Source organism: Chromobacterium sp. IIBBL 290-4 (assembly GCF_024207115.1).
In the GTDB taxonomy this organism is placed as follows: domain Bacteria; phylum Pseudomonadota; class Gammaproteobacteria; order Burkholderiales; family Chromobacteriaceae; genus Chromobacterium.
Window position 1 is genome coordinate 4,226,608 of record NZ_CP100128.1, and the last position, 16,864, is coordinate 4,243,471.

Here is a 16,864-nt window from a genome sequence, read left to right on the forward strand (position 1 = left end):
TCAGGGGGCTAAACCTGGAACTGGGACACCGACTGTCTCAAATTGCCAGTCACTTCCTCTATCCGCACGATGCTTTCCGAAGCCTGGGTGGCCGCCACCGCGTTGCCGGACGCCACTTGCGCGATCTGCTCCACATGGCGGGCGATGTCCTGGCTGGCGATGCCCTGCTCTTGCAAGGCGTGCGAGATATCATTGACCACCTGCACCACCTGGCTCGCGCTGCCGTGGATCTGCTGAATCAGCTCCCCGCCTTGCTCGGCCAGTTGCAGGCCGGTTTTCACCTTGGCCACGGTTTCGCTCATGTTCTGCCGCGACAGGTCGGAGCTGGCTTGTATCTCGGCGATCATGTCTGCGGTTTGCTCGGTGGCCTTGGCGGTGCGTTCCGACAGCTTGCGCACCTCGTCGGCCACCACTGCGAATCCGCGGCCGCTTTCCCCCGCGCGCGCCGCTTCGATGGCGGCATTCAGCGCCAGCAGATTGGTTTGGTCCGCTATGTCCTTGATCACCTGCATGATGTTGGAGATGGTGGCGGTTTTGGTCGCCAGATCGGCGATGGCGGATTCGGTGACATCCACCGTCTGGCTGATGTGCTGCATCTCGGCCACCGCTTTGGCGATGACCTCGCTGCCGGAGGCGGATAACTGGCCGGAGTCCTGCGAAACGGAACGCGCATCTTTGGCGTGCTGGGCGATGTGATTGATGCTGACGGTGAGCTGCTCCACCGATGCCGCCATCGCCGCCGCGCCTTCGCTCTGGCCTTGAGAGTTGTCAGCCACCATCCTGGCGCCATCCACCACATCGGCATTCAAGCGGCCCAGCTCATCGGCGTCGCGGATGATGTCGCCGACCAATTGGCGCAGCTCAAGCTGCATCTGGCGGATATGCTCCAGCAGGCTGCCGCGTTGCGCGGCGCCGACCTGGATTTCCCGGTCCAGCTTGCCTTCGGCGATCTCGCGCACGATTTGCACCGCCTCGGCCGGCTCCACCCCCAGTTCGCGCATCACGCTGCGGTACACCCACCACCCCAGCGACAAGGTCACCACCACAAACAGCAGCAACTGCCCGCCCACGCTCAATAACTGCGCCATCAGGATCGCATTGATGTCGTCAACGAACAGGCCGGTCCCCACCACCCAGCCCCAGCGCGGCGTGAGCTGGGCGTAAGCGATCTTTTCCTGCGGCTGATCCGAACCCGGTTTGTCCCACATGTAGCGCGTAAAGCCCTTGCCGCCGCCTTCGCGCAACATCTTGTCGAAAAGATCGCCCAGGTTTTGCCCCTTGGCGTCCTTCACGCTGTGCATGTCCTTGCCGATCAGCTTGGGATTGGCGCCGTGCGCCAACCATTTCAAATCTTTGTCGAGCGTAAAAAAATACTCTTTGCCGTCAAAGCGCAGCTTGCTCAGCTCCTGCATCGCCACCCGTTTGGCCTCCGCCTCGGGAACCAGGCCCGCGGCGGCTTGCTCCTCGTGCATGGCGATCAGGCTCGCCGCGTTTTCCACTTGGCTGCGCACCAAGTCCTGCCTGTCCGAAAACAGCTGCCGTTGCAGAGCATGAATCAACAAGGCGCCCAACACGCAAACCAGCAAGATGGCGCTGACCGTTTGCAGCAGCAAGCGCATTTTCAGAGAAATGGTTTTCGCCATTCAAGTCACACCGGCTGAAATAAAGCTCTAACAATAGCGCATATATTTATGTTGATTCAATATTGAATCTTGACTTTATTGACATTGGTCATTTGCACCAATATTGACTATCTAGACGAAAACAAATAATTGGCGGCAAGAAGGGTTAAACCAGGCAAAAGTCGCAAATAACAAAGCCTGCCTTTTGCCAAGCCTGCCGCTGGCGTGCTTGAATCACGTCATCTGCCTGTCACACGCGCTTTTGCGCCACTGCACTCCGAGATCAAGCTTTGAAAAACTACAATCGCCGGACCGTCCTGTCCGGAATGATCGCCGCCGCGCTGGGCGCGAAAACCTCATTGGCCGTTGCCAACACCGCAAGCCGCAGCCTGCAGCTCGAAATGTACACCGACGCCAGTTCGGTCGAGCAAGGCGAGACGCTCACTTTCTTTGTCAGGGCCAGCTATGCCGTTGCGGTTAAGTTGGACCTGTACCTGATCGGCAGCGCGGAAACGCATGTCGCCAGCTTCCACTTGAACGCCGAGGCGCAAGCCACCCGGGCCCGCCCCTATCGATACGGCGCGGCCTGGTCGCCAAGCGCCGCCATCTCCACCAGCGCTTACGCGCCTGGCCTGTACATGGCGAAAGTCCATGCCGACCCGCTTCATCGCGCGAGCGCCTACGTCAGCTACTTCCTGATCCGGCCCCGCGAGCCCGGAGCGCTGTCGAAAATCCTCTTCCTGTGGCCCTTCGCCACCTCGGAGGCCTACAACAACTGGGGAGGCCGCTGCCTGTATTCCGACATCTCCCGCGACGGCCTCGCCTCGCCGGTGATTTCCAATCAGCGCCCCAATCCTACGCTGGCGGCCGACGTGGCCAGCAATCTCCCGCTGCTGCAGTTCACCCTGAAGCATGGCCTGCCTGTCGAGCATTGCTCCAGCTACGATCTGCACTTCAATCCGGCCTTGCTGAGCCATTACCGTTTGCTGGTGATTTTTGGGCATGATGAATACTGGTCCTGGGAGATGCGCCAGGCGGTCGAAGCGTTCAAACAGGCTGGCGGCAATATCGCCAACTTCAGCGGCAATACCTGCTGGTGGCAGGCCCGATTCGCCAAGACCGGCCAAGGCCTGCAGATGACCTGCTACCGCACCGTCGCCGGCATCGATACCAAAAGCTATCCGAATGAGGACAATTACGCCCAGGATCCGATCTACAACGACGGCAGCGGGAGAAACCATCTGGCCAGCATCGAGTGGTATCGGGTGCCGGTGTCCGGGTCGGCAGCCGCCGCCACCTATAAAGAAAGCCGGGATAACAATCTGCCCACCAGCGGAGATCAGGCTTTCTACCCGGAAAACATCATGCTGGGCGTCAGCTTCCGCTGCGGCTTCATCGCCGGCGCCAATAAGACCCTGCCCAAACCCTTGCCCTACTCCCTGGCCGACGGCGCCTTCCGGCACTGGATTTTCGCCAACTGCGAGCTCCCTGACGGCGCGACCTTCGGCGAACTTGCCCGGGTGATAGAAAACGAGTGCGAGGTCGATGGCGGCCGGCCCGGCCAAGGCGGCAGCCCCCGCAACTTCCAAGTGCTGGCGAACTGCCCTTCAACCGATAATTCGCATCATGAGGGCGGCTGGTTCTCAGAGGCCACCATGGGCATCATGGTGGGCAAGGGCAGCGTATTCAGCGCATCGACCAATCATTGGGCGCGCAACTTCCAGCGGGAAGCGACAACCCGCCACATCACCCTCAATGTCATGCGGCGTCTGAGCGCCCAGCGCCGCATCCATTCGCTGACCTCGCTGGGCAATGCGGTGATCGCTCTGTTTTCCGACGGCGGCGCCATGATCACTCGCCGGCCCGCGGCGCTGGCGTCGCAGGATGCCAGAATCTGGTATGACGGCGCCAAGCCCATGCTGTCGGCGCTGAGCGCTCCGCACGGGGTTTACACCGAGCTTGCCGGTGGCAGAATTTATTTCACCCCCGCCTCGGCAATCGCCGCTCAGCTAAGCGCGGTCTCAGGCCCAGCCGCGCCGCTTGATTTCTGGGATAGCGAACTGGTCTATGCCGATGGCCGGCCGGTGCTGGCTTGGGCGTCTTGGGCTGACGGCGTCTTGACCGCTTTCAGCGACGACCGCGTCTGCTGGAGCCCGGACGGCCTCAATCTGGGCGGCGGCGGAAATACCATCGCCGTCGACGCCGGCCCTTCGCCCATCAAGCATATCTGGATAGCCGCCGGCGCGATTTATATCGCCTGCGCCGATCACAGCTGCTACCGCGCCACAGATCCGGCCAATTTGCGCCAGACGCTGGTTTACCAGGGCAAGGTTCCAATTCTCAATATTGTCGGCTGGAGCCATGGCGCCGTTTGCGTCCACTTTGCCGATGGACGCATCGCATACAGTCCGGATGGCGTCCGGCTTGATGCGGGCCGCTTGCTAGCCGACAGCCTGGCTCTCAAACCGCTGGCGATATCGGCTTCGCCAACCGGCTTGCGCGTCTGCTTCGACGGATTGGTTACCGACAGCCCCGACTTGAAGAACCTAGGCGGAGGCGGCAGCACCCGAGTGCTCTATCAAGGCAACACTTCCGCCGCCAGCATCCAGGCCCTCCACGGCGGGCTGCTGACCCTGTTCAGCGACGGCCGCGCTTACTGGAGCCCCGATGGCCTGCACCTGGGCGGCGGCGGCAATAGCGTGCTTGCCTATCTCCCCAAATAACGCGTTCGCCATCCGTCTGTGCGGAAATGCGCTTGACAACATATCTTACGATATATATCTTACGATACGTATCGTAAGATATATATCGTAAGATATGGAGGCAATGATGAAGCATAGACACATCTGCAATATGTGGACGCACCCCTTGGCCTGGCTGCGCGCCAACGGCATGGAGAGGCGGCGCGGCGGCCATCGCGGCGGCGGCGACGGCGAAATGACGCGCGGACGCAAGTTCGGCGCCGAGGATCTGCAACTGCTGCTGCTCGCATTGATCAGCGAGCGTCCCGCGCACGGCTATGAGCTGATCAAGGAGCTGGCCGCCCGCTCCAATGGCTACTACAGCCCCAGCCCGGGCATGGTCTATCCCGCCTTGACCTATCTGGAAGAACTGTCCCAAGTCACCGTCGAGGCGCATGGCAACCGCAAAAGCTACTCCCTCGCGCCGGAGGGAATGTCCAGGCTGGATAGTCAGCGCGAGCATGTGGATCTAATGCTGGCCAAGCTGCGCCATGTCGGCCGCAAGATGGAATTGGCGCGCCGCGCCTACGCCGGCGAGGAGATCGGCGAGCAAGGCGCGGCCGGATGGACCAAGGAAATGATAGAGGCCCGCCGCGCGCTCAAGCATGCCTTGCTGCTGCGGGACGACGCCGACGAGGCTGAACAACAGCGCATCGCCGCTATTTTGCGCCGGGCGACAGCGGAAATCATCGGCGAAGCCATGCCGGGCTGTTGACATACAAACGGCGCGCCGCCCGGCCAGGCCGGACTCGCCGGCGAAGCCAAACCAATCAAAGGAGCTGGTTTTGAAACCCGATCTCACTGTGCAAAAACTGCGCCATCCGCTGCGCTTCCGCCTGCTGCAGGTAAAGCGGATCCAAACGCTGTCCCCCTCCATGCTGCGCATCACGCTGAGCGGCGCGGAGCTGGAAGGTTTTGTTTCCGCCTCTTTCGACGATCACGTCAAACTGTTCTTCCCCGCTCCCGGCGAAGCCAAACCCGCCGCGCCGCAGGTGAGCGAAAGCGGTATCAGCTTCCCAGCCGACCAAGCCAAGCCGGCCATGCGCGACTACACGCCTCGCCGCTATGACCCGCAAGCGGGCGAGCTGGACATCGACTTTGTCATCCACGACGGCGGCGTGGCCGCCGAATGGGCCAAAGCCGCTCAAGCCGGCGACTATCTGGGCCTGGGCGGCCCGCGCGGTTCCCGCGTAGTGCCGACTGGCTTTGATTGGCATTGGTTGATAGGCGATGAAAGCGCGGCGCCGGCGATTGCCCGCCGTCTGGAAGAGCTGCCGGCAGATGCGCGCGGACAGGCTTGGATTCTGGTTGAGAATGAGGACAACCGGCTTCCCATGGCCGGGCCGGCCGGCATGGAAATCATCTGGCGCTACCGCCAGAAAGATCAGACGCTGCTGCAAGCCGTTGAAAACGCCGGCTTGCCGAGCGGCGAGGGCTATGTCTGGGCCGCCGGAGAAAGCGGCGAGATGCGCCCGCTGCACAAGCACCTGCTGGCGCGAGGGCTGGACAAAGAAAACATGCGGGTGGCGGGTTACTGGAAACGCGGCGACGCCGGCGCGCATGAGAGCATTTCCGATTAATCGTCAATTCGCCTAAGCTTCTTCGCCCACCGCGGCATTCAACTGGATGTCGCGGGCATCGCGCGCCGCGTAACGTCCACGCCCTGCTCCAGCCTCACAGGGCATATCACGCCTTTACGCCAGACGGAAACCACCGCGCCCGCGCGTTCATGAACGGGGTTTCCACCAAACGGAAAAGCACCCAACCCGCGCCGATGCCGGCAGACATGATGAGCATGATGCCCAGATTGGATTTCGGCGAAACGCCGGCGTTTTGCAACGGCGCGAGCACCAGCTTGAATACCGGCTTATGGGCAAGATAAATGGCATAAGACCACGCCGCGAGCTGTCCTGCGCCGGGAATCATCAGTTGATTCAGCAAGGAAGATGGTTGAAGGCAGCTGAACATGACCAGAGCAAAGCCCCAGGCCAGCATAGGATACGCCAGAATGGCCGAGGGCATGGTTGTGGGTATCTGGTTTCCTATCCAAAGCAAGCCCAATATGACCAAGCCGGCTCCGCTTATCAGCAGCCAGATGGATTGCTTCGCCATCTTGGCGAAAGCCTTGGGATGGAAATGCTGTAAAAGGGCAATCAGGACGCCAGGCAATAACTCGTCAAATCGCGTAAAGCTGGAATAATAGAATGGCGCCCCGTAGGCGTCTGCGCCGAGTCGCTGCCAGCAAATCGCGCGCGCCAGCATGCCGCCCGCTATCGCTAAAACAGCTAAAACCCACATGGCCAGCACCGGCCTTGGCATGCGCCATGCTAACAACAGCGCAAGCGGCAGGGCCAGATAGAATTGCTCTTCAATGCACAAAGACCAAGAGTGGGAGAAGGTGTGGTTCCATTGCAAGAAAGAGAAATTCTGCGTAAAGGTCAAGAATTGCCAGACAGAAGCCGTTGTCGATCCGCCAAGGGTTTGGCCCAACAATAAATAAAGCGCAAGAATCACATAGTAATTGGGCAGGGTGCGCAGAAAGCGTCTTGCCATAAAGTTGCGCCATGAAAAAACCTGGCCCGTGGCAAGCGGCGCCATGATCTGGCTGCCGATCAGATAGCCGCTCAACACAAAGAACAGATCAACCCCCGCCCAGCCCCAGCGGGTGAAATAACCGAAAGTAGGCTCGCGGGAGACTACAACCGCATAATGGGTGCACAGCACCAGCACGATGGCTAATGCGCGCAGCGTGTCCAGCCCCGCAATACGCCCTTTTGCGACAAGCGGCACTTCCGGTGCGCAAGCATGCACAACTATCATAAATAGATTTTTTATAAGGTTGGATATCAAGCAAGGGCCGTTGCCCATCACCCTGGAGGCCAGGGTGATCGTGCCCACCGCTTCATCGCAAGATGCTTTATTCGGATGATTTCACCGCGGCTTTTAATTCCTGCTGAAAGAAAGCCAGCACCGCCGCATTCATTTCTTGATGAAACGCCGCGCGGTCGAAACCTGGGGCATCCTGGCAAATTTCCGGCTCTTCCTTGGCGACCGCCGCCGCGCACGGCGCCAGAAAAGCGAAATGCCCTGAGTTCGGAACCATCCGGTAGTTTTTCAAGGTTGGCAGCATGGACGGAAGCCTGGCCTCGACTTCAGGCACCACGCCCTCACCACCATTTTCGGAAATCCATAGCAGCAAGGGAATGTGAACTCCCTTCAAGCTGGCTGCGGTGGGAAAAGCATTCAGCGGATCGACAGCGGCGGCCGCCCGAACGCGAGCATCATGCGCCCAGCGGCGCGCATTCGCGCCCTCCTGTTTGATTTGGCGGCACAGTAAACGCTGCTGCGGGCATGGTATGCCTGAACCGGCGAAATCCGGCTCGGCTCCGGCAACGACCAGGGAGGTGAAGCCGCCGCGGGAGAAGCCGAATACGCCTATCCGGGACGCATCGATCTGCCCCGCCAAAGGCGACCCCTTCAACATGTAATCAATGACGCGGCTGATATCGGCGGGTCTGCGTTCGAATGCCTTCATATCCCAGGGATAGCGCATGCTCATGCCGCTGTCGCCGGGATGATTCAACGACACCACCAGGAAGCCATTATCCGCCAGCGTCTGAGCGGTGTCGTGATGGCCGTAAATCGTGCCGCCCAGCCCGTGCGAGATCACGATGAGAGGCAGCTTGTCTTTTGTGACCGGGCAATCCTGCTTGGCCGTCACCAAAAAAGCGGCGACTTGCTTGGTTTCCGGCTGCTGCTCGCATGGCGACCAGATAGCCGCCTTCAACGCCTCGGCTTCGCCGGAGGCCGGGATATCGATCAGGCGCAAGCCCGCAGCTGAAGCCATCGAAGCGGCTCCACAGAAAATCAGCGCCAACACCAACCTGACCAAGCTCATGACCTCTCCTCTATTTAAGATGCGCAACAAATCGTCAGCACGGCCCGCCTTCAGCTGACACTATCAAGAATTTTCTTTGCATGAATGCCCGCTCCGCCGTCGTTTCCATCGCCTCGCAAGCCAATCGCTGATAAAAGCGCACGGCAGGGCATTGACGCGCAACACCCGCAATCTCAAAGGCTTGTCTGAGCTTGGGCCATTCCAAACAATTGCGTCCCGATTCCCTGAGCCCGGTATTCCGGCAGTAAATAGAGTTTTTCCAACTGGATATCCGTTGAAAACTCCGCCACGGCGATGACACCCGCCGGCTGTCCATCCATCAAGACAATGCAGTGCGTGGCAAGATCGAAAGATTGCCGGTGATGATGAAACCGAAACACCGGCTCCCACGCTCCCCAGGTCGGGATGAAATGATCGCGCATCGCCGTCTCTGTGACATGAAAAGCGAAATCCAGATCGTCGCCGACAGCCGGGCGCGTACTTGCCATAGGCATCCCCACCCATGAAAATGCAAATGGCATTCATATTGATGCATAAAGCTGAGAATAACAAGCCCGCTGAACCCGGCATAAAAAAACGCCGCCCGCCCATCAGGGCGAACGGCGCTACCAAGGTAAGCAGTTGGGCTATCAGGCCTTGCTGGCGGCCAGCTCCTGATATTCAGCGATCTGGTCGAAGTTCAAATACTTGTAAACCTCGGCGCCCTTCTCGTTGATGATGCCGATATTGGCCTGATATTCCTCCACGGTCGGGATCTTGCCCAGCTTGGAGCAAATCGCGGCCAGTTCCGCCGAACCCAGGTACACGTTGGAGTTCTTGCCCAGACGGTTGGGGAAGTTGCGGGTGGAGGTGGACATCACGGTCGCGCCTTCGCGCACCTGCGCCTGGTTGCCCATGCACAGCGAGCAGCCCGGCATTTCCAGGCGGGCGCCGGCGCGGCCCAGCACGCCGTAGTGGCCTTCCTCGGTCAGTTGCTTGGCGTCCATCTTGGTCGGCGGCGCCACCCACAGGCGTACCGGGATGTCAGCCTTGCCTTCCAGCAGCTTGGATGCGGCGCGGAAGTGGCCGATATTGGTCATGCACGAGCCGATGAACACTTCGTCGATCTTGGTGCCGGCCACTTCGGACATGAACTTCACGTCGTCCGGGTCGTTCGGGCAGGCGACGATCGGTTCCTTGACGTCGGCCAGGTCGATATCGATCACGGCGGCGTACTCGGCGTCGGCGTCGGCCTTCAACAGCTGGCCCTTGGCGATCCACTCTTCCATGCCCTTGATGCGGCGTTCCAGCGTGCGCGCGTCCTGATAGCCGTCGGCGATCATGGTCTTCATCAGCGTGATGTTGGAACGCATGTACTCGACGATGGGCTCCTTGTTCAGGTGCACGGTGCAACCGGCGGCGGAGCGCTCGGCGGATGCGTCGGTCAATTCAAAAGCTTGTTCAACCTTCAGGTCCGGCAGGCCTTCGATTTCCAGGATGCGGCCGGAGAAGATGTTCTTCTTGCCAGCCTTGGCCACGGTCAGCAGGCCTTGCTTGATCGCGTACAGCGGGATGGCGTTGACCAGGTCGCGCAGGGTCACCCCCGGCTGCAGCTTGCCCTTGAAACGCACCAGCACCGATTCCGGCATGTCCAGCGGCATCACGCCGGTGGCGGCGGCGAAAGCCACCAGACCGGAGCCAGCCGGGAAGGAAATGCCGATCGGGAAGCGGGTGTGGCTGTCGCCGCCGGTGCCGACGGTGTCCGGCAGCAGCAGGCGGTTCAGCCAGCTGTGGATCACGCCGTCGCCCGGACGCAGCGAAACGCCGCCGCGGGTGGAGATGAAGGCCGGCAGTTCCTTGTGCATCTTCACATCCACCGGCTTCGGATAAGCGGCGGTGTGGCAGAACGACTGCATCACCAGGTCGGCGGAGAAGCCCAGACAGGCCAGATCTTTCAGCTCGTCGCGAGTCATCGGGCCGGTGGTGTCCTGCGAGCCGACGGTGGTCATCTTCGGTTCGCAGTAGGTGCCCGGGCGCACGCCCTTGCCTTCCGGCAGGCCACAGGCGCGGCCAACCATCTTCTGGCCCAGGCTGAAGCCCTTGCCGGAATCAACCGGGGCCTTGGGCAGGCGGAATTCGGTGGAAGCCGGCAGGCCCAGCGCTTCGCGCGCCTTGGAGGTCAGGCCGCGGCCGATGATCAAGTTGATGCGGCCGCCGGCGCGCACTTCGTCCAGGATCACTTCGGACTTCAGCTTGAACTCCGCCACCAGGGCGCCGTTCTTCTCAATCTTGCCGGCGTAAGGGTAAACGTCGATCACGTCGCCCATTTCCAGCTTGGACACGTCCACTTCGATCGGCAGCGAGCCGGAGTCTTCCTGGGTATTGAAGAAGATAGGCGCGATCTTGCCGCCCAGGGTCACGCCGCCGAAGCGCTTGTTCGGCACAAACGGGATGTCCTGGCCGGTGGCCCACACCACGGAGTTGGTGGCGGACTTGCGCGAGGAGCCGGTGCCAACCACGTCGCCGACGTAGGCCACCAGATTGCCCTTGGCTTTCAGATCGTCGATGAACTGCATCGGGCCGCGTTTGCCGTCTTCTTCCGGCTTGAAGGCCGCGTCGGCACGGGTGTTCTTCAGCATGGCCAGATAGTGCAGCGGGATGTCCGGGCGGCTCCAGGCGTCCGGCGCCGGGGACAGATCGTCGGTATTGGTTTCGCCCGGCACCTTGAACACGGTGACGGTGATTTTTTGCGCCACTTCCGGACGGCTGGTGAACCACTCGGCATTGGCCCAGGATTCGACCACTTCCTTGGCGACGGCGTTGCCCTTGTCCATTTTCTCCTTCACGTCATGGAAGGAGTCGAACATCAGCAGGGTTTTCTTCAGGCCCGCGGCGGCGATCTTGGCGACGGAGGCGTCATCCAGCAGGTCGACCAGCGGCTTGATGTTGTAGCCGCCCAGCATGGTGCCCAGCAGCTCGGTGGCCAGTTCGCGCGAAACCAGCGGCGACTTCACGCTGCCTTCGGCCACGGCGGCCAGGAAGGAGGCCTTGACCTTGGCGGCATCGTCCACGCCCGGCGGCACGCGGTGGGTGATCAGGTCGACCAGAACGCTTTCCTCGCCGGCCGGCGGGTTCTTCAGCAGTTCGACCAGTTCTTCAACCTGCTTGGCGGACAGCGGCAGGGGCGGAATGCCCAGCGCGGCGCGCTCGGCAACGTGCTGACGGTAAGCTTGCAACATGACTTGGGACCTTCTTCGCTTGGTTGTCGGCAAGTCTGCCGGGCCTCGTGGGCGCGCCGGCAGCCTCTACTCGGTAATTCTGCGCATCCGCGGCCAAGGCCGGGATATGCTCTTTGTAGTGAGTGAAGGTTACGCTTTTCCGCGGCTGCATACAAACGAGTAATGGCAACATGGATTGTGAGTTAAAATCACAGCATGAGCACTTACCCTCCTCTTAATTCATTGCGCATTTTCGAGGCCGCAGCGCGGCTGGAGAGCTTTTCGGCGGCAGCGGGCGAGCTTTTCGTCACCCATGGCGCTGTGAGCAAACAGATAAAGCAGCTGGAGGACTGGCTAGGCGTGCAGCTATTCGAGCGCAGCGGCGGCCGCGTCAAGCTGACCGACGCCGGCTGGCGCTATCTGGTGCAAGTGCAGGATGGCCTGGACCTGATCGCCAACGCCACCGCCCAGCTGCTGCAACCCAACCGCCAACGCCGGCTCAGCATCAATTCCACGCCGACGTTCGCCAGCTATTGGCTGCTGCCGCGGCTGGCCGGCTTTCGCGCCCGATTTCCCGATCTGGAGCTGCATTTGGTGACTTCGGACCGCGATCTGTCGCGGCTGGATGCGCCATTCGATCTGGCCATCCGCCGCGGCCCCGGCGACTGGCCCGGCCACATCGCCAAGCCTTTCCTGAAGGAATGGGAACTGCCGCTGTGCAGCCCGGCGCTGCTGGCGCGCCAGCCATTGGCGCAGCCGGCAGACCTCACCGAACACACGCTGCTGCATGCCGACACCCGCCCCACCGCCTGGCCGCGCTGGCTGACCTTGGCCGGCGTGCCTGAACTCAAGCCCGCCTGCAGTTTGCATTTCGACAAGTTCTCGCTGGCCTTGCAGGCCGCCGTGGATGGTTTGGGCGTGGTGCTGGGTCCGCTGCCGATGGCGCAAGGGCTGATAGACGCCGGCCAATTGGTTTCTCCGCTGCCGGCGCCGGTGGTGACCGTGAGGGATTACTGCTGGGTAGTGCCGCGCATGTCGGCGGAGGACGCCACCGTCGCGGCCTTCTGCCGCTGGCTGGAAAGCGAAGCCGGCAAAACCGGGCAGCCGCCGCGCTGATCCCGCCGCTTGCGCCCAAATGCTTTCGCCCCGTACAATCGGGCAAAGCGGAGATGGCATGCCTCCCGTAACCGCCTCGCCAGAGGCTGATGATGCCTACAGTATTCCTGGACGGAAGCTGTAGGCGCACCCTTCAAGCATGCCCGTCCAGGCGATTTGCAATTCGAAACGCATTGGACGCCCATGAAATACCGCATCCTCCCGGAAAGACTCTCCGCCCTGCCCTATATCGGCAAATGGCTGCTTTTGTCAGCTTTGCTCGCCGCCCTCGCAGGCAGCGCGTCCGCCTTGTTCCTGTTTTCACTGGATTGGGCCACGCAGACGCGCGCGCACCATCGCTGGCTGATCTGGCTGCTGCCCTTGGCCGGCTTTGCAGTCGGCATGGCTTATTACCATTGGGGCCGCGAGGTGGAGGCCGGCAACAACCTGCTGATCGACGAAATCCACGATCCCAAGAAAACCATCCCGCTGCGCATGGCGCCGCTGGTGCTGATCGGCACCGTGGCCACCCATTTGTGCGGTGGCTCCGCCGGCCGCGAAGGCACGGCGGTGCAGATGGGCGGCGCGCTGGCGGATCAGATGCATAAGCGTTTGCCCCTGCGGCCGGAAGACAGGTGTCTGCTGCTGATGGCCGGCATCAGCGCCGGCTTCGCCTCGGTGTTCGGCACGCCATTGGCCGGCGCGATCTTCGGCCTGGAAGTGCTGGCCATAGGCCGCCTGCGTTACGACGCCATATTGCCCTGCTTGGCCGCAGCCATACTTGGCGACCAAGTCGGCTTGCTATGGGGCGTGCATCACACCCATTACCGCATTCCCTTCATTCCGCAGCCGACGGTTTGGGGACTGAGCGCCGCCGTGCTGGCGGGCGCGGCCTTCGGTCTGACCGGCAGGCTTTTTGCCGAATCCGTCCATGCCCTGTCCGGCGGACTCAAGCGCCTGATCGCTTTCGCGCCCTTGCGTCCGCTGCTCGGCGGCGCGGCCATCGCGCTGGCCGCCGCGCTGCTCAATGTCGACGCCTACCTGGGCCTGGGCGTGCCGACCATAGTCTCGGCCTTCCAGCAGCCGCTGCCGGCTTATGACTTTGCCGGCAAGCTGGCGTTCACGGTGGCGACCCTGGGCTCCGGCTTCAAGGGCGGCGAGGTGACGCCCTTGTTCTATATCGGCGCGACGCTGGGCAACGCGCTCTCGCCCATTCTGCAGCTACCCTTCCCGTTGCTGGCGGGCATGGGCTTTGTCGCGGTGTTCGCCGGCGCGGCCAATACGCCCCTGGCTTCCACTGTCATGGCGATGGAACTGTTCGGACCGGAAATCGGCGTTTATGCGGGTTTGGCCTGCGTGATCAGCTATCTCTGCTCCGGCCACTCCGGCATCTACCGCGCGCAGCGCGTGGGCGTGGCCAAGCGGCGCGGCGTGCCGGAAAACATCCGTCTGGCCGAGTGGCCGGCCTTGCGCCGCAAGGCCAAAACAGCTGAAAACAGTGTGGATTAGCGAACCGGACCAGGCGGCACGCCAAGCAGCTTCAGCTCCAGCGGCGCCGCGTCGCGCGGCAGCCATTTGTTGTAGATGCGCTTGAAGGTGCCGTCTTTCTTGATCGCGGCGAAAGCATCTTGCCAACGCTTCACCTCGTCCGCCGAAGTGCCGCGGGAGAAAGCCAAGTACAACTCCAGCGATTCCAGCACCCGCACCAGTTCCACCGCATCGGCCGGCTGGTGGATATCCTTGAGCACCGAAGCCACCACGAAGCCGCCCTCCACCCACATATCGTAGCGGCCAAGCAGCAACTTCTGCGCCGTCACCTGCGGCGTGGGGGCCAGATCCACCTCGACAAAGCCGGCGGCCGATGCCGCGTCGGCGAAAATGCTGCCGCGGTAGGCGCCTACCGGCCGCTGGTAAATGCCCGCGCCCAACGCCAGCAGCTTGGCCGCCTCCCCCTTGCGCGCCAGCAATACCGTTTGCGACACGGCGATGGGCCCCAGCAAGCTCATCTGCTTTTCCCGCGCTTCGCTGCGTCCCACGGTGAACAGCATCACGCCCGGCGTGGTCAGCAGCTCCTTATAGCCCCGCGCCCAGGGCACCACCTCGATGGGCGCGTTGTCGCGAATGCGCGCCTGGATCTCGCGCACCACTTCCACCGCCATGCCGTCCGCCACGCCGTTGCGCTGGAAGGTGATGGGCGGCCAATCCTCGGTGTAGATGGTCAAGCTCCAGGCCGGCGCGCAGGCCAGCCCCAAAAACAGGAAAAGCAGCGCTCGCATCGCCATGGCAGGCCCACCCTGAAGCATTCTATGATTATTGATAGCCGCTGCGCCTGCCCTGCGCCGCGTATTTGGTTATAATGCCGCGTTGTATCGGCAACCCGCCGGCATTATCATCCGCGCATACCCATTCCGAAGGAACGTCATGAGCCGCATCACCCTCTCCCGCTTTCTGATCGAACAGCAACGCAAGGCCGGCACGCTGCCGCCGGAGCTGCGCCTGCTGATCGAGACTGTTGGCCGCGCCTGCAAGGCCATCAGTTACTCGGTGAACAAGGGCGCGCTGGCTGGCGTGCTGGGCGAAGCCGGCACCGGCAATGTTCAGGGCGAGGCGCAGAAAAAGCTGGACGTGATCGCCAACGATTTCCTGCTGGACGCCAATGAATGGGGCGGCAGCCTGGCCGCGATGGCGTCGGAAGAAATGGAACTGCCCTACCATATCCCTGGCGAATACCCTAAGGGCGAATACCTGCTGATGTTCGATCCGCTGGACGGCTCGTCCAATATCGACGTCAACATCTCGGTGGGCACCATTTTCTCCATCCTGCGCTGCCCGGACGGCGTGACGCAGCCGTCCGAACAAGACTTCCTGCAGCCCGGCACCCACCAGGTGGCCGCCGGCTACACCGTTTACGGCCCGCAAACCATGCTGGTGCTGACCTTCGGCTCCGGCGTGCACGGCTTCACGCTGGATCGCGAGCACGGTTCCTTCGTGCTGACCCACCCGGACATGAAGGTGCCGGAGCGCACTGCCGAATTCGCCATCAATATGTCCAATATGCGCCACTGGGAGGCGCCGGTGCGCCGCTATGTGGAGGAAATGCTGGCCGGCGCGACCGGTCCGCGCGGCCGCGATTTCAATATGCGCTGGGTGGCCTCGATGGTGGCCGAAGTACATCGCATCATCACCCGCGGCGGCATCTTCATGTACCCGAAAGACGCTCGCGACCCGTCCAAGGCCGGCAAGCTGCGCCTGATGTACGAAGGCAACCCGATGGCCTTCGTGATTGAGCAAGCCGGCGGTTCGGCCACCAACGGCCATCAACGCATCATGGACATCGTGCCGAGCAAGCTGCACGAGCGCGTGGCGGTCTTCCTCGGCTCCAAGGAGGAAGTAGAGCTGGTGACCCGCTACCATCGCGAACAGAACAGCTAAACACAGCGTTCTCCATCATGACGAACCGCCGGCTTGCCGGCGGTTTTATATATCAACCAACAAGCGATCACCTCATCTCCCACTTTTCATTCAAAAATTCCCACAATTGAACCGCGGGAATAGAAGCCCTTGATGTAGACCTCTTCGTCCCTTTCAGAACTGACAGGCCGAATTTTTTTATTAGCTGTGATTTTAATCTATCAACTTCCTCGCGACCAACCTTAAGCACAACCTTACTATTAACATCGTTTTGATTCTCAGCCATCACCAAACCAAACGATACGCTATTACCTCCCATTGCATATATCATCCAGGCTTTATCATAGCCTATTTTGAACTCATCAATCTCCCTAACAACCGTTCCACTTTCCCTCAAGATACGATCTGTATCATTCAAGTCGTTTTCAATCAAGCTTACCCCATCCTGCACTTTTTCCTTAAGAATCAATATCTGCCCATGCAAAAGCGTAGATGACGCTCTAATTTCCGGATCCTCATCCTTCTCATACCCCTTAACCAAACCTTCAAATTCATCTAGCTGCGACCTTAACACTACAAGTCGTGACATAAGGCTATAAAACTGCCCAAGCTCCTCCGGCACATCGCTGTCTTTCTTTACAGAAATTGAATACACTTCAGAAAACTGATTGATCATATCCCGAGCATACAAATATGCTCGAGAGTATGCTGGGGCAGCCAGCAGCGGCGCAGCAAAAATCAACATATAACAAGCAACAAGCCTTGCCTGCCAAGCAATCATATTACTCACTCCGACCAATACTCAAACCATACATTTCCTTTACTTCTATAGAAGCAACAATCAGTTCCGTCAGGCTTTGTTGCACAAATCACCCTCCCAGCAGGCGGGGTAGAATGACG

At 61.0% G+C, this 16,864-nt stretch carries 14 protein-coding genes and 1 riboswitch; of the genes, 7 read left to right on the plus strand and 7 right to left on the minus strand.

Going from position 1 to position 16,864, the window contains the following annotated elements:
- Positions 1-8: 8 nt before the first annotated feature.
- On the minus strand, positions 9-1,643 hold the full coding sequence (locus NKT35_RS19905) for a methyl-accepting chemotaxis protein (protein WP_254296391.1): 1,635 nt from the start codon (positions 1,641-1,643) through the stop codon (positions 9-11).
- 269 nt (positions 1,644-1,912) lie between these two features.
- Between NKT35_RS19905 and NKT35_RS19910 the strand changes: the two genes are divergently transcribed.
- From NKT35_RS19910 to NKT35_RS19920, 3 genes are all read left to right on the plus strand, one after another.
- Positions 1,913-4,345, plus strand: coding sequence for a N,N-dimethylformamidase beta subunit family domain-containing protein (locus NKT35_RS19910; protein WP_254296393.1), 2,433 nt, complete (start codon positions 1,913-1,915; stop codon positions 4,343-4,345).
- A 106-nt stretch (positions 4,346-4,451) separates the two neighbouring features.
- The gene (locus NKT35_RS19915) at positions 4,452-5,078 is read left to right on the plus strand and encodes a PadR family transcriptional regulator (protein ID WP_505190925.1); all 627 of its coding nucleotides are present in this window, start codon (positions 4,452-4,454) and stop codon (positions 5,076-5,078) included.
- 70 nt (positions 5,079-5,148) lie between these two features.
- The gene (locus tag NKT35_RS19920) at positions 5,149-5,943 is read left to right on the plus strand and encodes a siderophore-interacting protein (protein ID WP_254296397.1); all 795 of its coding nucleotides are present in this window, start codon (positions 5,149-5,151) and stop codon (positions 5,941-5,943) included.
- A gap of 106 nt (positions 5,944-6,049) precedes the next feature.
- Here the strand turns inward: NKT35_RS19920 and NKT35_RS19925 are convergent, their stop codons facing one another.
- Positions 6,050-7,261, minus strand: a complete 1,212-nt coding sequence (locus NKT35_RS19925; protein ID WP_254296399.1) for an acyltransferase family protein — start codon at positions 7,259-7,261, stop codon at positions 6,050-6,052.
- Between the two features lie 19 nt (positions 7,262-7,280).
- A complete protein-coding gene (locus NKT35_RS19930; protein WP_505190926.1) occupies positions 7,281-8,084 on the minus strand; it encodes an alpha/beta hydrolase family protein in 804 nt (267 codons plus the stop codon).
- Here NKT35_RS19930 and NKT35_RS24320 point away from each other — a divergent pair.
- Entirely contained in the window at positions 8,074-8,319 is a 246-nt protein-coding gene (locus NKT35_RS24320) for a hypothetical protein (RefSeq protein ID WP_505190927.1), read from the plus strand. The two genes, NKT35_RS19930 and NKT35_RS24320, sit on opposite strands and share 11 nt — an antisense overlap.
- Before the next feature lie 115 nt (positions 8,320-8,434).
- Here the strand turns inward: NKT35_RS24320 and NKT35_RS19935 are convergent, their stop codons facing one another.
- The gene (locus NKT35_RS19935; protein WP_254296403.1) at positions 8,435-8,749 is read right to left on the minus strand and encodes a GNAT family N-acetyltransferase; all 315 of its coding nucleotides are present in this window, start codon (positions 8,747-8,749) and stop codon (positions 8,435-8,437) included.
- Between the two features lie 141 nt (positions 8,750-8,890).
- Positions 8,891-11,479: a bifunctional aconitate hydratase 2/2-methylisocitrate dehydratase gene (gene acnB, locus NKT35_RS19940; RefSeq protein WP_254296405.1), complete on the minus strand. Its 2,589-nt coding sequence runs from the start codon at positions 11,477-11,479 to the stop codon at positions 8,891-8,893.
- A gap of 195 nt (positions 11,480-11,674) precedes the next feature.
- Here acnB and gcvA point away from each other — a divergent pair, with 195 nt between their 5' ends.
- A complete protein-coding gene (gcvA, locus tag NKT35_RS19945; RefSeq protein WP_254296408.1) occupies positions 11,675-12,574 on the plus strand; it encodes a transcriptional regulator GcvA in 900 nt (299 codons plus the stop codon).
- Between the two features lie 40 nt (positions 12,575-12,614).
- Positions 12,615-12,680, plus strand: a riboswitch (Fluoride riboswitch).
- 77 nt (positions 12,681-12,757) lie between these two features.
- Entirely contained in the window at positions 12,758-14,062 is a 1,305-nt protein-coding gene (locus NKT35_RS19950) for a voltage-gated chloride channel family protein (RefSeq protein WP_254296409.1), read from the plus strand.
- Here the strand turns inward: NKT35_RS19950 and NKT35_RS19955 are convergent.
- Positions 14,059-14,829, minus strand: coding sequence for a substrate-binding periplasmic protein (locus NKT35_RS19955; RefSeq protein WP_254296411.1), 771 nt, complete (start codon positions 14,827-14,829; stop codon positions 14,059-14,061). The genes NKT35_RS19950 and NKT35_RS19955 overlap by 4 nt on opposite strands.
- Before the next feature lie 145 nt (positions 14,830-14,974).
- Here NKT35_RS19955 and NKT35_RS19960 point away from each other — a divergent pair, with 145 nt between their 5' ends.
- The gene (locus tag NKT35_RS19960; protein WP_254296412.1) at positions 14,975-15,985 is read left to right on the plus strand and encodes a class 1 fructose-bisphosphatase; all 1,011 of its coding nucleotides are present in this window, start codon (positions 14,975-14,977) and stop codon (positions 15,983-15,985) included.
- A 67-nt stretch (positions 15,986-16,052) separates the two neighbouring features.
- Here the strand turns inward: NKT35_RS19960 and NKT35_RS19965 are convergent, their stop codons facing one another.
- On the minus strand, positions 16,053-16,745 hold the full coding sequence (locus tag NKT35_RS19965; protein ID WP_254296413.1) for a hypothetical protein: 693 nt from the start codon (positions 16,743-16,745) through the stop codon (positions 16,053-16,055).
- Positions 16,746-16,864: the final 119 nt, after the last annotated feature.

Coding starts and splice junctions, on each gene's coding strand:
- NKT35_RS19950 (WP_254296409.1), top strand. CDS start 12,758: ATGAAATACCGCATCCTCCCGGAAAGACTCTCCGCCCTGCCCTATATC.
- NKT35_RS19965 (WP_254296413.1), bottom strand. CDS start 16,745: ATGATTGCTTGGCAGGCAAGGCTTGTTGCTTGTTATATGTTGATTTTT.
- NKT35_RS19915 (WP_505190925.1), top strand. CDS start 4,452: ATGAAGCATAGACACATCTGCAATATGTGGACGCACCCCTTGGCCTGG.
- acnB (WP_254296405.1), bottom strand. CDS start 11,479: ATGTTGCAAGCTTACCGTCAGCACGTTGCCGAGCGCGCCGCGCTGGGC.
- gcvA (WP_254296408.1), top strand. CDS start 11,675: ATGAGCACTTACCCTCCTCTTAATTCATTGCGCATTTTCGAGGCCGCA.
- NKT35_RS19955 (WP_254296411.1), bottom strand. CDS start 14,829: ATGCGAGCGCTGCTTTTCCTGTTTTTGGGGCTGGCCTGCGCGCCGGCC.
- NKT35_RS19960 (WP_254296412.1), top strand. CDS start 14,975: ATGAGCCGCATCACCCTCTCCCGCTTTCTGATCGAACAGCAACGCAAG.
- NKT35_RS19905 (WP_254296391.1), bottom strand. CDS start 1,643: ATGGCGAAAACCATTTCTCTGAAAATGCGCTTGCTGCTGCAAACGGTC.
- NKT35_RS19935 (WP_254296403.1), bottom strand. CDS start 8,749: ATGGCAAGTACGCGCCCGGCTGTCGGCGACGATCTGGATTTCGCTTTT.